Origin of the sequence: Pseudomonas sp. PA15(2017) (assembly GCF_001945395.1) — a bacterium.
Lineage (GTDB): Bacteria > Pseudomonadota > Gammaproteobacteria > Pseudomonadales > Pseudomonadaceae > Aquipseudomonas.
Genome location: NZ_MSXV01000044.1, coordinates 60,788 through 76,302, shown reverse-complemented (window position 1 = coordinate 76,302; position 15,515 = coordinate 60,788). Strand labels below are relative to the sequence as shown.

The following is a 15,515-nucleotide window of genomic DNA, read 5'->3' as shown; positions in this document are numbered from 1 at the left end:
GCTCACCTGAAAGGTTGGTCGCGACCTTTCGAATCGTACAAAAGCAAACGCCCCGAACAATGTCGGGGCGTCTGATGGGATCACTACCTGCATCAGCGACTTTTCACACGCTCTGCGAGGCGTCCCTTTTGGTCTGGCGCTAACCGCTGCGCCTTACAGCTGCACCACGTCGAACTGCACACCGGTGGCCACGTCGGCATCGTAGTCCACGTCGCTGCGCTCGAAGCCGAACAGGTTGAGGAACTGCTTCTTGTAACCGGCATAGTCGGTCATTTCGAACAGGTTCTCGGAGGTCACCTGTGGCCACATGGCCTTGCAGGCGTCCTGTACGTCGTCGCGCAGTTCCCAGTCGTCCAGGCGCAGGCGGGCCTTTTCGTCGACTTCCGCCGGGGCACCGTCGGTGCGGTACAGGCGGTCGCGGAACATGCGGTCGAGCTGGTCCTGGGTGCCTTCGTGAACGCCCTTTTCCTGCATGATCTTGAAGACCATCGACAGGTACAGCGGCATCACCGGGATAGCCGAGCTTGCCTGAGTGACCACTGACTTGAGCACCGCCACGTTGGCACCGCCTTTGACTTCACAGGCCAGTTTCCGGTCCAGGCGCAGGGCGGTCTCGTCCAGATCCTGCTTGGCCTTGCCCAGCGCGCCGTGCCAGTAGATCGGCCAGGTGATTTCCGTGCCGATGTAGCTGAACGCCACGGTACGCACGCCTTCGGCCAGTACGTCGGCGCCGGCCAGGGCGTCGATCCACAGCTGCCAGTCCTGGCCGCCCATGACGGTCACGGTGTCGGCAATTTCCTGCTCGCTGGCCGGCTCGATGGACGCTTCGATGATCACGTCCTTGTTGGTATCGATGGCGGTCGACTTGTAGGGCTGGCCGATGGGCTTGAGCGCCGAGCGGATCACTTCACCGGTCTGCGGCAGCTTGCGCACCGGCGAGGCCAGGGAGTAGACGATCAGGTCGACCTTGCCGCCCATTTCGTTCTTGATCAGCTCGATGACCTTGGCACGGGCCTCATCGGAGAAGGCGTCGCCGTTGATCGACTTGCTGTACAGGCCATCGGCCTTGGCGAACTTGTCGAACGCTGCCGAGTTGTACCAGCCCGCGGTGCCGGCCTTGGTTTCGGTGCCCGGCTTCTCGAAGAACACGCCCAGGGTATCGGCACCAAAGCCGAACGCAGCAGTGATGCGCGCCGCCAGGCCGTAGCCACTGGAAGCACCAATCACCAGCACCTTTTTCGGACCGTCATTACGCACGCCCAGTTTGCGCGTCGCCTCGATCTGCTCGGCCACGTTGCGCTCGCAACCCAGCGGGTGGGTGGTGGTACAGATGAAGCCACGAACTTTAGGGTGAATAATCAACGCGTTTACCTCGTCATCGTTTTTTGGGCAGGCGACAGTTTACTGCCGATTTTGCGCCTGAGAAAAAGGCTAATTAGACCTATTGGTCGCTCCAAAAGCCAGCCAGGCCACATTTGCCAGGCAGTTGTTTTGTCGCAGGGGCTCGGCGACATCGCTATCTACACCTGCAAGAACCCTGGGTATCGCTTCGCTCAACCCAGGCTACAGGGGGCATGGCTTTGTTCCGTAGCCCGGCGTAGAGCGCAGCGAAACCCGGGAAAGTCGCCACTATCCAGATCCCCGGCACTGGCCTTCGCGGCGGCGATTCCTTACCATCGCAAGCCTTCCAACGCCAAGGCCGCACAGGCCGTATCGCGCCCGCCTCCTGCCGGGCGTCCGTCTTGCTCGATTCAGGTAACCCATGAAAATCGCCCGTCTGCGTGCCGATGTCCTGGCCGGTATCACGTCCTCGTTCGCGCTGGTGCCCGAGTGTATCGCCTTCGCCCTGGTGGCCCAGGTCAACCCGCTGATGGGCCTGTACGGTGCCTTCTTCATCTGCCTGATCACCGCGTTGTTCGGCGGCCGCCCGGGCATGATCTCCGGCGCGGCCGGCTCCATGGCGGTGGTGATCGTCGCGCTGGTGGTGCAGCACGGCGTCGAATACCTGTTGGCCACCGTACTGCTCGGCGGCCTGATCATGATGGCCTTCGGCTTGCTGAAGCTCGGCAAGCTGGTGCGCATGGTGCCGTATCCGGTAATGCTTGGTTTCGTCAACGGTCTGGCCATCGTCATCGCCACGGCGCAGTTGGAGCACTTCCAGCGCGATGGTCGCTGGATCGAAGGCAACGAGCTGTACCTGATGCTCGGTCTGGTGGCCCTGACCATGGCCATCGTCTACATCCTGCCGCGTCTGACCAAGGTCATCCCGCCGGCTCTCGCCGCGATCCTCACCGTTGGCCTGCTCACCTACTTCCTGCACCTGCCCACTCACACCCTGGGCGACATGGCGAAGATCGCCGGCAATCTGCCGGTGCCGGCGCTGCCGCAGATTCCCTGGACCCTGGAGACCCTGAAGATCATCCTGCCCTACGCGGTGCTGATGGCCATGGTCGGCCTGCTGGAAACCCTGCTGACCCTCAACCTCACCGACGAGATCACCGAGAGCCGCGGCCACCCGGACCGCGAATGCGTAGCCCTGGGCGCGGCCAACATCGCCTCGGGCATGTGCGGCGGCATGGGCGGTTGCGCGATGATCGGCCAGACCATGATCAACCTCAGCTCCGGCGGCCGCGGCCGGCTGTCCGGCATCGTCGCCGGGGTGATGATCCTGCTCTACGTCCTGTTCCTGTCACCGCTGATCGAGCTGATCCCGCTCGCCGCCCTGGTCGGCGTGATGTTCGTGGTCGCCCAGCAGACCTTCGCCTGGGCGTCGCTGCGGGTACTTGGCAAGGTGCCGCTCAACGACGTGCTGGTGATCATCGCGGTGACCATCATCACCGTGCTCACCGACCTCGCCGTGGCGGTGTCCTGCGGTATCGTCATCGCCGCGCTCAACTTCGCCTGGCAGCACGCCCGCGAACTGCACGCCGAAAGCCGCCAGGAGGCCGACGGCAGCAAGCTCTACCTGCCCCGCGGCACGCTGTTCTTCGCCTCCACCACGCAGTTTCTCAACCAGTTCGACACCGCCAACGACCCCGAGCAGGTTACCGTGGACTGCCGCTACCTGAGCTTCGTCGACTACTCGGCCATCGCCGCCCTGATGACCCTGCGCGAGCGCTACACCAAGGCCGGCAAGCACCTGCGCGTGGTGCACTTGTCCGAACGCTGCAAGCAGTTGCTCAAGCGCGCGGGGATGCAGCCGGTTTGACGATGCGTAGTTCGCCCGACGGAAGCCTGTAAGGCGCCGCTGAGAGACCGAAATCATTCGCTCGCTGCAGCACCTGAGCGAGCGGCCTCGCCGATCAACCAGTCGTGAAAGATCTCGCTGGCGCCGGACAGCGGGCGTGTTCGGTCATGCACCAGGTATTCGGCCAGGCCGGTATCGGCCCGCCAGTCGGTTACCGTCACCAACTCGCCTTTCTGCAGCGCTTCGGCCGCCATGAAATCCCAGGCCAGGCCAACCCCGGCGCCACGCTGGATGGCCGCAAAGGTCAGCGTCAACTGGTTGAAGGTGGGATCGGACTTCGGTGGCTGATAGGGCACACCGAAGTGAGCGAACCAATCCTGCCAATCCATGCAGTTCCACGACGAGTCGAGCTGGATCAACGGCATGGCGGCCAGATCCTCCAGGCCTTGCAGCGTTCGATCCACCACGCCGGGCCGTGCTACCGGGTAGATGATCTCGGGTATCAGCGGCTGCGCGGTGAGTGCCGGCCAACGGCCGTCTCCATAGAGAATCGCCATGTCGTGGTCGGCCACCATGAACGGCTGCATGTCGTTGCTGGCATGAATGTGCACGGTGATCTGCGGGTGCAGGGCATTGAAGCTCAACAGCCGCGGAAACAGCCAGAACTGGGAGACCGCGTGGGTAGCCAGCACGGTGACGGTATTGGGATGGCGAATCGCACTGAGGCGCTGGCCGACTGCCTGGATACGCTGCAAGACCGGCACCACCTCTTGCCGATACAACGCACCGGCAGCCGATAACTCCACACCACGGGCCAGACGACGGAACAACTCGACACCCAGTGCTCGCTCCAGCGCACGTACCTGTTTGCTGACCGCGCTCTGGGTCACGTGCAGTTCATCGGCTGCGCGAGTGAAGCTGCCGAGGCGAGCGACCGCTTCGAAAGCGATCAGGGTATCCAGGGGAGGCAGATCGCGAAACGGCGAAGACACGTGAACACTCGACAGGCATGCCAGAAAGAAATGGCAGTATGCGCCAATGTCGCGGCACAGCTCCAGGCGATACGATAGATTTAGCGCCCTATTCAGGAGGCTGGCCAGTGAGAACAGCAATAGTCCAGGCCGGCATGGCTGGCGCGATCTGGGGTGCGGTGATCGCCGTGCCGTCGTTGATTCCGGACGTACACCCGGTGGTGATCAGCTGCGTGCGCTTCATGCTTTATGGCGCCTTCGCCACGCTGCTCGCGCTGCCTTACGCCCGAGCGCTCCATGCCCGTGTGACCCGGCGCGATTGCCTGTTGTTGCTCGAGTTGGCCTTCACCGGCAACCTGGCCTACTTCATTCTGCTCAGCACCGCCGTTCAGTACGCGGGTGTGCCCATCGCCTCGTTGATCAACGGGCTGATTCCCGTGGCCATCATGCTGATGGGCCGGCGTCATAGCCAGGCCGGCCTGGCGACGATGCTCTGCGCGCTGGCGCTGATCCTGGCCGGGATACTGTGGATCAACCTGCCCGCGGTGCTGGAGGTCATCAACGGCGAGGCCAGCCCGGACAAACTGCTCGGCGCCCTTTGTGCGGCGCTGGGCGTGCTGTCCTGGTCATGGTTCGCCCTGCGCAACGCGCAGTTGCTCAAGAGCGGGCGCTACAGGCCGCGCGAGTGGTCCACCCTGCTCGGTATCTCAACCGGCCTGGTCGCGGTGTTGGCCAGCCTCGTGCTGGCGCTGCTGCAGCCGCAACTCCTGCCGCTGGACCTACCCGCCGAGCGCCTCTGGGCGTTCATCGCCGCGTCGCTGTTCCTGGCGATAGCCGGCTCGTGGATCGCCAACGCCCTGTGGAACGCGTCGGCCCAATACCTGCCGGTCGCTCTCAGCGGCCAGATGATCGTGTTTGAAACGCTCTGCGCCCTGTTCTACGGTTATCTGCTGGCTTGGGCCCTGCCCAGCGGCGCGCAAGCGCTGGGCATCGCGCTGATCCTGGGAGGCGTGTTCTGGATCATTCGGGCTGAGGGCCGTGGTGGCCCGCCAACACGCCAGGCAAGCGCAAGGACATGCGATAAGGGCTGAGCCTGCGACGGATAGTCAGCGCCTGCGCGAGGTCTGCCGCGGCTGCAACGCATCGAGCGCCGGGGCGTTGTCGCGGGCCCAGCCATAGATCATCTCGATAGGCTCGACCAACCGTTGGCCAAGCTCGGTCAGCGAGTAGTCGACCGTGGGCGGTACGCTGTCGTGCACCTGGCGGTCGATCAGACCGCTAGCTTCCAGTTCGCGCAGGGTTTGCACCAGCATTTTCTTGGAGATACCGGGCAGGCTGCGGTGCAGTACGCCGGTGCGCGCGGTGCCGCCGTGGCGGGCATGCAGGGTGTGCAGGATCATACTCGTCCACTTGGTGGCAAACAGTTCGAGTACGCGTCGCGGCGCGCAGTCTTCGCGCCATTGTTCATCGGGAGTGCCGGGTTGCATCGGGGTGGTTACCTTTTGGTGCCGTCTTGGTTTGAGTCTGCAGCGTCGCTATGGTGCCAATACTCGTTCTCGTGGAGGAATAGATTCATGGCACATCACGCACTGGTCGTTGGCGCCAGCGGTATCGTCGGCAGCGCCACATCGCGCCTGTTGGCCGAACAGGGCTGGCAGGTCAGCGGCCTGGCTCGCAACCCGAACACCGCCGAAAACGTCACCCCGCTCGCCGCCGACCTGCTCGACCCGGCCTCGCTGGCGAGCGCGCTCGAAGGACTCGAGCCGACTCATGTATTTCTGACCACCTGGGCACGACAGGCCACCGAGGCGGAAAACATCCGCGTCAATTCGGCGATGGTCCACAACCTGCTCGACGCCCTGAGCCCAGCCGGCAGCGTCAAGCATGTCGCCCTGGTCACCGGCCTCAAGCACTACCTCGGTCCGTTCGAGGCCTATGGCAAGGGCGTGCTGCCACAAACGCCGTTCCGTGAGGAGCAGGGCCGCCTGGACGTGGAGAATTTCTATTACGCCCAGGAAGACGAAGTGTTCGCTGCTGCCAAACGCGACGGCTTCACCTGGAGCGTGCATCGCCCGCACACCGTCACCGGCGTGGCGGTCGGCAATGCCATGAACATGGCGACCACCCTCGCCGTCTACGCCTCGATCTGCCGGGAAACCGGCCGCCCGTTCCGCTTCCCCGGCTCGGCCGTGCAATGGAACAGCCTCACCGACATGACCGATGCCCGCCAACTGGCCAAACAGTTGCACTGGGCCGCGACCACCCCGGCAGCGGCCAACCAGGCATTCAACATCGTCAATGGCGACGTGTTTCGCTGGCAGTGGATGTGGCAGCGCATCGCCGAGTGGTTCGGCCTCCAAGCCGCCCCCTTCGAGGGCGAGCCCGCACCGCTGGAAGAACAGATGGCCGGTGACGCCGCAGTCTGGCTGGAATTGGTTGCCAAGCACGAGCTGGCCGAAGCCGACATCACCCGCCTGATTTCTCCCTGGCACACCGACGCCGACCTGGGTCGGCCCATTGAAGTGGTCACCGACATGTCGAAAAGCCGCAAGCTGGGCTTTCTCGACTACCAGGCCACCGACGATGCCTTCTTCGCGGTCTTCGAGCAGTTGCGCGCGGCCAGGCTGATTCCCTGAGCGACAGGTCAGTACCATCCGGAAGCCCGCAACGGGCTTCCGGGCACCCAGGCGGCGCCCAGCCCAACCGCTCCCAGCAAGCCCCTCGCGCCGCTTCGGTAACCTGAACCAACCCGCCCCTTTCCGCCCTAAGCAGTACCGCTGCAGGGAAAGGGAACCGGGCTGGCGTGGCCAGCTGGCAGCGTAATCGGGTTTGGGAATTTGGGCGTATTGCCCTATCCTCGCGCCCCTTCGAATAAAGACGACCAAAGGAAGACGCCCGTGTCTGCGTTGCTCGATGCCTTCTCCGGCCTGCTCTGGACCTACCTTGCCATTCCCATGCTGCTGCTCAGCGGCATCTACCTGACCTACAAATGCCGCGGTGTACAGCTGCGGATGATTCCGGAAATGTTCCGGGTGATCCTCGAGCGCAACCATGGTGACAAGGAGGCGATTTCCTCCTTCAAGGCCTTCACCATTTCCGCGGCGTCGCGGGTCGGTACCGGCAACATCGCCGGGGTGGCCACGGCCATTGCCCTGGGCGGCCCGGGTGCGGTGTTCTGGATGTGGATGGTGGCGCTGGTCGGCGGCGCCACGTCGTTCGTGGAATCGACCCTGGGCCAGCTGTACAAGTCGGACAAGCAATATCGCTATCACGGCGGCCCGGCCTACTACATACAGCGCGCCCTGGGCTGGCGCTGGCTGGCGGTGGTGTTCGCGGTGATGATCAGCATCACCTATGGGTTGGTATTCAACTCGGTGCAGGCCAACTCCATCGTCGACGCCATGCAGACCTCCTTCGGCGGTGAAGGCGGCAGCCGCGCCCTGGCTTGGGGCGTAGGTATCGCGCTGACCGTACTGACCGGCCTGATCATCTTCGGCGGCGTACAGACCATCTCCAAAGTGTCAGTGACCGTGGTTCCGGTGATGGCAGTTATGTACCTGGGCATCGGCCTGGTGGTGATCATTCTCAATATCGGCGATGTGCCGGCGGTGTTCGCCGACATCTTCGCCCACGCCTTCGGCCTGCGTGAGATCGCCGGTGGCGGCATCGGTGCGGCGATCATGATGGGCGTGCGCCGCGGCCTGTTCTCCAACGAGGCCGGCATGGGCTCGGTGCCCAACGCCAGTGCCACGGCGTCGGTGTCGCACCCGGTCAAGCAGGGCCTGGTTCAGACCCTGGGTGTGTATTTCGACACCCTGGTCATCTGCACCATGACCGCGCTGATCATCCTGCTCGCCGACCCGGGCCATGCCTACGGCGACGCCGCCCTGGGTGCCAGCCTGACCCAATGGGCGCTGGCACAGCAGCTCGGCAGCTGGGCCATCCATTACCTGACCTTCGCCATCCTGCTGTTCGCCTTCACCTCGGTGATCGGCAACTACTATTACGGCGAGTCCAATATCCAGTACATCTTCGACAGCAAGCTGCTGCTCAACCTGTTCCGTTTGCTGGTGATGGCCTTCGTGCTGATCGGTTCGGTGGTCAAGGTGTCGGTGGTCTGGGCCATGGCCGACGTGTTCATGCCGCTGCTGGCACTGACCAACCTGGTCGCTATCCTGCCGCTGGCGGCGATTGCCGCGCGCCTGCTCAGCCACTACAACGCCCAACGACGCAAGGGCGTGGAGCCGGTGTTCCACCGTGACGACATGCCGGATCTGAAAAACATCGAGTGCTGGGATGGCAGCGACCACATCACCTGCGCAGAAACCTACGCCGAATCGTCCAGCAAGGCGCTGAAGAACTAGAGGCGAAGCACCCGCTTCAACGAACGCCGACCCAACCCAGGTCGGCGTTCTGCTACGCGGCGCCGCAAAAGAAGGCCACCTAGGCGGCCCGCACCGCCAACAGCCGCACACCCAGGCCGATGAACAACGCGCCAGTCAGGCGCTTGATCAGTGAAACCCAGGAGGCGCCACTGAGGCGCTTGCCGAAGCGAAAGGCGCTGTAGCCATACAGCACGTGCACGCTGACGACCACCATGGCGATGGTCAGGTACATGATGATGAACTGCCCCGTCACCGAACGATCCGCCTGCAGGAACTGCGGCAGGAAGGCGCACAGGAAGATCATCGACTTGGGATTGCTGATCGACACCAGAAATGCCTCGCCAGCGATCCGCCAACTCGCGACCGGGCTGGCCGCAGGCGCCACCCCGCCTGTGCTGGCGCCTGGCTGACGACCGAGCAACTGGCGAATCCCCAGGTAGATCAGGTAGCCGGCGCCGATGATTTTCAGGGCCAGAAACGCCGTGGGCATGGCAACCAGCAGCACGCCGACGCCCAGTGCAACTCCGGTGACGACCAGGAGTTGAGCACTCAGGTTGCCCAGCAAGGTAGCGCCCATGGCGGCCGGCCCGTGACGCAACGCGTTGCGCACCACCAACAGCACGTTCGGCCCCGGTGTCAGCGTGGTAGCCAGGTAAGCCAGGAAGAAGGTGAACCAGAGGTGCAGGGCCATGGTGGCGGCTCGGTGGGGAACGACGAGCCTGATGCTAGGGTCTGTTCCCGTTTCAGCGCAAGCCGCGTTGCCGCGAGAAATGGCCTGCGGTCAGGCGCAGGACGCAGGAATGGCTGTCCCCTTGCCAAGTCCTGCAACGACAGCGGCGGTCATTTTCCGCGCAACCCGGAGAGCCAGGCCGGTTTTTGCGCAATGCAGCGTTACGCGATGGCGCATTTGGCCCGGCAAACCTCGCATCTGTGTGCCCCATATGGATGTGGGAAATTGCCGCACGCCCGCCTGGCGCGAGCGCGGCCCTTGCCTCGCGCAAAAACTGGCTCTGGCGCGGCCTTGCGTGAAACGGGAACAGACCTTGGCCGTAACCGAATATTCCGGGCAGCGCCGAATTCAACCGAGGCGCCCTACGCCAGTTCCGAGCTGCTGGTGGCGAACGAGCAGCGGCTCAGCCACGGCAGCAGGTCACCGGCCTCTAGCGGCTGCGAAATGTAGAAGCCCTGGGCTTCCTGGCAACCCCAGTCGCGAATCACCCTAAGGGTGTGTTCGGCTTCGACGCCTTCGGCGACCACACGCTGGCCCAGTTCCCTGGCCAGGCTGATCAACGCACGCACGATGTTCCAGTCTCTCTTGCCCGGCTGCAGGTCATCCATGAACGAGCGGTCGAGCTTGACCGTATCGGCGGGGATGTCGCGCAGGTACGACCAGTTGCTGTAGCCGCTGCCGAAGTCGTCGATGGCGATCTCCACGCCCATGGCCTTGAGCCGCTCGATCTGGGTGATCACTACCGAGAAATCGCCAACCAGCGCACTTTCAGTGAACTCCACTTCCAGGCATGAGCCGTTCAGCTCGTTGCGTGCCAGCAGGCGGACGATCTCGTCGGTCAGGTGGTCGTTGTTCAGGTCTTCGGCCGAGACGTTGATCGCCACCTTGAGATCCACACCCTCACGGCGCCAAGCCTTGATCTGGCTGATCGCGCTGTTGACCACCCAGAAGCTCACGGCGTGGATCAGCGGCGTTCTCTCGGCCAGGGGAATGAATTCGGTGGGGCTGATCTCGCCCAGAGTCGGGTGCGTCCAGCGCAGCAGCGCCTCGACGGACAGGCAGACACCAGTGTGCAGGTCGACGCGCGGCTGATACACCAGGCGTAGCTGGTCGTCGGCGCGCACCGCATCGGCCAGGTCGTTGAGCAGGCGGTTGCTACGTTGCTGCGCCGCATCCATCTGTTCGTCGTAGTAAGCCCAGCCCTGGCCCGATAAGCGCGCCTCGTCGGCGGCGCAGACGATCAGGCGCATCCAGTCCTCGGGCACCGCACCGGGCTCCAGACGCAGCACGCCGATTCCGATCTGAGGCAACACGGGCAGTTCCTGGCAATGGATGGGCTTGCCGAACGCTTCGATCAGGGTGGCGAATACCGCCTTGGCCTGGTCCAGCTGATCGCCGGGCACGGCACAGGCGAAGCGCAGCGCACTGATCTTGTAAAGCTCCCAACTGGCCGGCAGCAGGCTGCGCAGGGTGTTCTTCACCGACAGCGTGAAGTCGGTCAGGAACTGGAAGCCCAGCGATTTGAGCATGTCATTGAGTTGCGCCGGCGATACCATCTCGATGGCCACCGCCAGTGGGCTGTCGCCCTTCTCGATGGCCTCGCTGATGTCTTCGTCCAGCTTGGCGTGGTTGTACAACCCGGTGGTACCGTCGATGAAGGCCGCGGTACGCATCTCCTCCAGGCGAGTGACGGCCAGGCGTCCGATCTGCTGCAGCATCGCCATGTCGGCGGCGGACATCGGCGGGCGCGGCTGGGTATCGATCACGCACAGGTTGCCGAGTACCAGCCCGCCTTCGAGCACCAGCGGCACGCCGGCGTAGTAACGAATGCCCGGCTCGCCGGTAACCAGCGGGTTGCAGCGAAAGCGTTCGTCCTGTTGGGCATCGCAGACCTCGACGCTTGCACCGATGGCCACGCTGTAGGCGCAGAAGGAGTCGGCACGCGGGGTTTCCTGCAGGTCGGTGCCTACCCGTGCGCGGAACCACTGGCGTTTGCGGTCGAGAACGGTGATCAGGCAGATGGGGGTGTTGAAGTACAGAGCAGCGATCTTCACCACCTCGTCGAGGAACGAGTCGCTATTGCCTTCAATGAGGCAAGGGTGGGTATCGATCAGGCGCTGGCGGTTGAGCTCATTCAACGGCAAGGGTGGGTAAGGAGCCTGCATCGTCTTTCTCTCGGTTCTAGCGTACGGAAGCGGGTGCCGGAATCCGACTCGCAGACCTTCCAGTGAATGATAACCAAATGACATCACCGCCCGTAGACGGTTGCGCAAATCTTCGCAACCTTCTGGCGGCGAGAAACCGACACGATGGCCGGCTTACGGATATCAGACATCAGTCAAGGTCTGGAGTGCAGTGAATGCGAAAACTGGCCACTCGATATGGATGTCCACGAGGTTCACGTGGCACGTTGCCGCTTGCGGTACGGCTGCGTAGTGGTGGCCGCTCTGTGGCACCACCGGCCAGGCTTATAGTCTGTCGGAAGTTGCCGCGCCTCGATGTAGCGCTGCAGGCGCTGGTCCGCAGCGGCGAGGTCGAGCGTATCCACCGTAGTTATTTGCGAGTGGCGCCCATCCAGCCTGGCAGGGCCACTGCCGAGCGCTGAAAATGCCGCGACAGGCGAAGCGACGCAGCGCGCAGGTCGTCGAGAACGCCGAATTATGGCGGAACACGATGCCGTTTCGGCCGCTCTTAGCTAGCAGACAAGATCGTCCTGCCTCGACTAGCGCGCCCGCCTTGATGATATGGATCAGTTGACCAAGTCAGTCCCCCACAAATCCGCTATCGAACCCCTGGCGTTTACCGCCAGTGGCGGGAAGATCGGTGAACTGCTGCATCGGCTCGACGAAAGCACCTCGCCGCTGGGTGCCCCTGCGCAATGGTCGACGGTGCTAAAAACCCTGATGAGCACGGTGCTGCCAGTAAAAGCGCAGATCGTGCTGTTCTGGGGGCCGCAATACGTCGCGCTGTATAACGACGCCTACGCCCCGAGCATTGGCAACAAGCATCCTCGCGCCCTGGGCCGCCCGGCGGTAGAAAACTGGTTCGAACTGTGGGACGACCTCGAACCACTCCTGAGCGGCGTGCGCGAAACTGGCGAAACCTTTGCCGCCAACGACCGGCCCTTCTACATCGAACGCCATGGCCACGGCGAAGCGGTGTACTTCGATGTGTCCTACTCGGCGGTACGCGAAGCGGACGGGTCGGTTGGTGGCGTGCTGTGCGTGGTCAACGAAACCACCCAGCGTGTGCAGTTCGAGCGCCGCCAGGCGTTTTTGCTGGAATTGGGCCAGGCGCTGCCGTCGATCAGCGAGCCGGATCAGGTCGAGGCCCTGGTGCTGCGCAGGCTGACCGAAGAACTGAATGCCTCGCAGGTATTCTTCGCCGAGAACCTCGATGGCGAGGCGGCGCTCAGCATCCACCAGAGCGTGGTGCCGCAGGCATCATGTGGGCAGCCGCTGCAGCCTTACAATGCCGCGCAGAACGACGTACTGCTGGCCGGCAGGCCGCTGATTCAGGAGGGCTCGGGCGCCATGCCTGCCGCTCTGCACATGCCGGTGGTGCGCCATGGTGTGCTGGATGCCGTGCTGGTGATCGAGCATGACAGCGGCCACGTATTCTCCGACTTCGAAGCCCACCTGGCCGAAGAAACCGCAAAACTGGCCTGGGCGTGGATCACCCACGCCCGCGCCGAAGTGGCCCTGCGCCTCAGCTCCACGCAATTGTCGGCGATGTTCGATCAGGCCGGTGCCGGTATTGCCGTATGCGATGCCGGCATGACCCTGGTGCGCGTCAACGATCACTACTGCGAAATTGTCGGCCGCAGCCGCGAGCAATTGCTCGGTCAGAGCCTGTACGAGCTGGCCGAGTCGGGTGAGAGCGCATCGGTCACCTCGCCTTGCGAATACAACCTGCGCCACGGTCGTCCGTTCGAGAACACCCGCTGCCACAGCCGCGCCGATGGCAGCGTGGTGTGGGTGCAGAATCACGTCTCACCGCTGCTCGACGAACAACAGCGTGTTGCCGGCACCATCTGCGTATGCGTCGACATCAGCGAACGGGTACGCGCCGAAGCCGAACTGCGCGAGCTGAACGAGTCCCTCGAAGATCGCGTCGCTACCATGGTGGCGCAGCGCGAAGCGGCCGTGGCGCAACTGCACGAAGCGCACAAGATGGAGATGGTCGGCCAACTCACCGGCGGCATCGCCCATGACTTCAACAACCTGCTGACGCCGATCATGGCTTCGCTGGAACTGATTCGCCGGCGCCTGCCGGACGAACGTTGCACCAAGCTGGCCGACGGCGCGCTGCAGGCCGCCGACCGCGCAAGAATCCTGGTGGGCAGGCTGCTGACCTTCGCCCGCCGGCAAACCCTCAAGCCGCAGCCCGTGGCCCTGTGTACGCTGATTCGCAATATGCGTGACCTGATCCAGCGCTCTCTCGGGCCGATGATCGAATTGCGCATCGATATTCCCGAGCGCATGCCCACGGTATTCATCGACCCTCACCAGTTGGAGCTTGCGGTGCTCAACCTGGCCGTCAACGCCCGTGATGCCATGGGCGAAAGTGGCCGACTGAGCATCGCTGCCGAACTTGACGAAATGCCTGGTGAGAACGCCGCCGGATTGAGCGGCGGTCAATACGCCCGCCTGGTGCTCGTCGATTCGGGCTGCGGCATGGATGAGCAAACCCTGCGGCGCTGCGCCGAACCCTTCTACTCGACCAAAGGCGTCGGCAAGGGCACTGGGCTGGGTCTGTCCATGGTGCAGGGGTTGCTGGTGCAATCAGGCGGTAGTTTCGCCATCGATTCGTCGCCTGGGAACGGCACACGGGTCAGCCTGTGGCTGCCAACCACCGATGCGCCGGTCGCCTGCGAACGGCCCGAACGCGATGAAGAAGTACCGCGTGCGTCACGGCCTACCCACATCCTGCTGGTCGATGACGAAACGCTGGTGCGTGATACCACCAGCCTGCAACTGCATGACCTGGGTTACCAAGTGACTGAAGTGGATTCGGCTGCCGCAGCCCTCACGCTGATCGACGAGGGCCTGCGCCCGGATGCGCTGGTCACCGATCACATCATGGAAAACAAGACCGGCGCCCAGCTCGCCCAGGAGCTGCGCCAGCGCATTCCCAAGCTGCCGGTGCTGATCATCACTGGTTATGCCAACCTGACGCCGACCCAGATCAGCAGTTTCGACGTACTGGCCAAACCTTTCCGCCGCCGGGATCTGGCTGATCGACTGGCGCAGCTACTGGAAACGGCCGGCTCAAACTAGGGTCCGTTCCCGTTTCACGCACGGCCGCGCCGGAGCCAGTTTTTGTGCGAGGCGAGGGCCGCGCCCGCTCCAGGCGGGCTTGCGGCATTTCCCACATCCATGTGGGGCACACAGATGCGAAGTTTGGCGGGCCAAATGAGCCATCGAGTAACGCCGCATCGCACAAAAACTGGCCCGGCCCTCCGGGTGGGGCCGCCTAGGTTGCGTGGGAAATGGCCTCCGCTGTCGTTGCAGGACTTGGCAAGGGAAAACGCGGACGGCTAGTCCATTCCCTGCGTCCTGCGCCTAACCGGAGGCCATTTCTCGCGGCAACGCGACTCGCGCTGAAACGGGAACAGACCCTAAGCCAGTGCACCTTTTTCAGGCGTGAATGGCGCTTCGCAGGGCACGGTCCTCACGGTTCGTCAAGTGCGTGGACTCTTGCAAGGTCACCTGCTGGCGCAGGCGCAGCACGAGCTGCGATATGGAACGAGAGCTGGACAGTTCGTTACGTTGAATGCCCTTGACGCCCAGCAATACCCGCTCGCCGCCAACGGCACGGATTTGCACGGTCAGTGTGTCATCGGCCTCGACAAGGCAACGGCAGTTGAGCGGCAGAAAGGCGGATTCAATGATCTGCCGTTGTTCGAGAATAGACATCATCACAGCTCACCTTCGGAGATTGAGTGGCAGATTGTTTGGGAAGCGTGCAATTGCACGGTTCAGATCGACAACAATCATGCATGGGTGATGCCAAAAAGTTTTCTCAATGAAAACAGCGGTGTTCAAAATAATCGTCATGCACGATGCACTAGACGCCGTTAAATACCCGGCATTTTGCACGACCCGCCACTACCAGCTGCGCTCCACGGTGCCGGCACTTCAATAGCAAATTGCGCCATTCGTCCTTTATTCGATTATTAACTTCGAACAAAAGCTACGCCGCTAATTCGTATTTCTTGTGGTTTGCTTCATTACCGAACA

General features: G+C 63.2%; 11 protein-coding genes. 5 read left to right on the top strand and 6 right to left on the bottom strand.

The annotated features are described in order from the left end of the window. Positions 1 to 153 precede the first annotated feature (153 nt). Positions 154 to 1,362 (bottom strand): enoyl-ACP reductase FabV, encoded by a 1,209-nt coding sequence (gene fabV / locus BVH03_RS14125; protein WP_075961758.1) that lies wholly within the window; start codon positions 1,360 to 1,362, stop codon positions 154 to 156. Positions 1,363 to 1,762: 400 nt separating this feature from the next. Between fabV and BVH03_RS14120 the strand changes: the two genes are divergently transcribed. Then, positions 1,763 to 3,208, top strand: coding sequence for a SulP family inorganic anion transporter (locus tag BVH03_RS14120; RefSeq protein ID WP_075961757.1), 1,446 nt, complete (start codon positions 1,763 to 1,765; stop codon positions 3,206 to 3,208). A 53-nt stretch (positions 3,209 to 3,261) separates the two neighbouring features. On the opposite strand, the gene BVH03_RS14115 is transcribed toward BVH03_RS14120, so the two are convergent. Continuing rightward, positions 3,262 to 4,179 carry a LysR substrate-binding domain-containing protein gene (locus tag BVH03_RS14115; protein ID WP_075961756.1) on the bottom strand — a complete coding sequence of 306 codons (918 nt, stop codon included), beginning with the start codon at positions 4,177 to 4,179 and terminating at the stop codon, positions 3,262 to 3,264. A gap of 107 nt (positions 4,180 to 4,286) precedes the next feature. Here BVH03_RS14115 and BVH03_RS14110 point away from each other — a divergent pair, with 107 nt between their 5' ends. Further along, on the top strand, positions 4,287 to 5,249 hold the full coding sequence (locus BVH03_RS14110) for a DMT family transporter (RefSeq protein WP_075961755.1): 963 nt from the start codon (positions 4,287 to 4,289) through the stop codon (positions 5,247 to 5,249). A gap of 15 nt (positions 5,250 to 5,264) precedes the next feature. On the opposite strand, the gene BVH03_RS14105 is transcribed toward BVH03_RS14110, so the two are convergent. After that, positions 5,265 to 5,645 carry a helix-turn-helix domain-containing protein gene (locus BVH03_RS14105; RefSeq protein ID WP_075961754.1) on the bottom strand — a complete coding sequence of 127 codons (381 nt, stop codon included), beginning with the start codon at positions 5,643 to 5,645 and terminating at the stop codon, positions 5,265 to 5,267. 87 nt (positions 5,646 to 5,732) lie between these two features. Between BVH03_RS14105 and BVH03_RS14100 the strand changes: the two genes are divergently transcribed. Together BVH03_RS14100 and BVH03_RS14095 are read left to right on the top strand one after the other, a co-directional pair. Next, positions 5,733 to 6,794, top strand: a complete 1,062-nt coding sequence (locus tag BVH03_RS14100; RefSeq protein ID WP_075961753.1) for an SDR family oxidoreductase — start codon at positions 5,733 to 5,735, stop codon at positions 6,792 to 6,794. Positions 6,795 to 7,055: 261 nt separating this feature from the next. After that, positions 7,056 to 8,522, top strand: a complete 1,467-nt coding sequence (locus tag BVH03_RS14095) for a sodium:alanine symporter family protein (protein ID WP_075961752.1) — start codon at positions 7,056 to 7,058, stop codon at positions 8,520 to 8,522. A 79-nt stretch (positions 8,523 to 8,601) separates the two neighbouring features. Here the strand turns inward: BVH03_RS14095 and BVH03_RS14090 are convergent, their stop codons facing one another. Further along, entirely contained in the window at positions 8,602 to 9,234 is a 633-nt protein-coding gene (locus BVH03_RS14090; RefSeq protein WP_075961751.1) for a LysE family translocator, read from the bottom strand. A gap of 401 nt (positions 9,235 to 9,635) precedes the next feature. After that, positions 9,636 to 11,438: a sensor domain-containing phosphodiesterase gene (locus tag BVH03_RS14085; protein ID WP_075961750.1), complete on the bottom strand. Its 1,803-nt coding sequence runs from the start codon at positions 11,436 to 11,438 to the stop codon at positions 9,636 to 9,638. A 579-nt stretch (positions 11,439 to 12,017) separates the two neighbouring features. Between BVH03_RS14085 and BVH03_RS14080 the strand changes: the two genes are divergently transcribed. Then, a complete protein-coding gene (locus tag BVH03_RS14080; RefSeq protein ID WP_075961749.1) occupies positions 12,018 to 14,552 on the top strand; it encodes a PAS domain-containing protein in 2,535 nt (844 codons plus the stop codon). 360 nt (positions 14,553 to 14,912) lie between these two features. On the opposite strand, the gene BVH03_RS14075 is transcribed toward BVH03_RS14080, so the two are convergent. Next, a complete protein-coding gene (locus BVH03_RS14075) occupies positions 14,913 to 15,194 on the bottom strand; it encodes a DUF1652 domain-containing protein (RefSeq protein ID WP_075961748.1) in 282 nt (93 codons plus the stop codon). Positions 15,195 to 15,515: the final 321 nt, after the last annotated feature.

Bases quoted from the DNA above. Each gene is read 5' to 3' on its own strand.
- BVH03_RS14105 (WP_075961754.1), bottom strand. From the start codon at position 5,645: ATGCAACCCGGCACTCCCGATGAACAATGGCGCGAAGACTGCGCGCCG.
- BVH03_RS14085 (WP_075961750.1), bottom strand. From the start codon at position 11,438: ATGCAGGCTCCTTACCCACCCTTGCCGTTGAATGAGCTCAACCGCCAG.
- BVH03_RS14100 (WP_075961753.1), top strand. From the start codon at position 5,733: ATGGCACATCACGCACTGGTCGTTGGCGCCAGCGGTATCGTCGGCAGC.
- BVH03_RS14080 (WP_075961749.1), top strand. From the start codon at position 12,018: ATGGATCAGTTGACCAAGTCAGTCCCCCACAAATCCGCTATCGAACCC.
- BVH03_RS14090 (WP_075961751.1), bottom strand. From the start codon at position 9,234: ATGGCCCTGCACCTCTGGTTCACCTTCTTCCTGGCTTACCTGGCTACC.
- BVH03_RS14120 (WP_075961757.1), top strand. From the start codon at position 1,763: ATGAAAATCGCCCGTCTGCGTGCCGATGTCCTGGCCGGTATCACGTCC.
- BVH03_RS14075 (WP_075961748.1), bottom strand. From the start codon at position 15,194: ATGATGTCTATTCTCGAACAACGGCAGATCATTGAATCCGCCTTTCTG.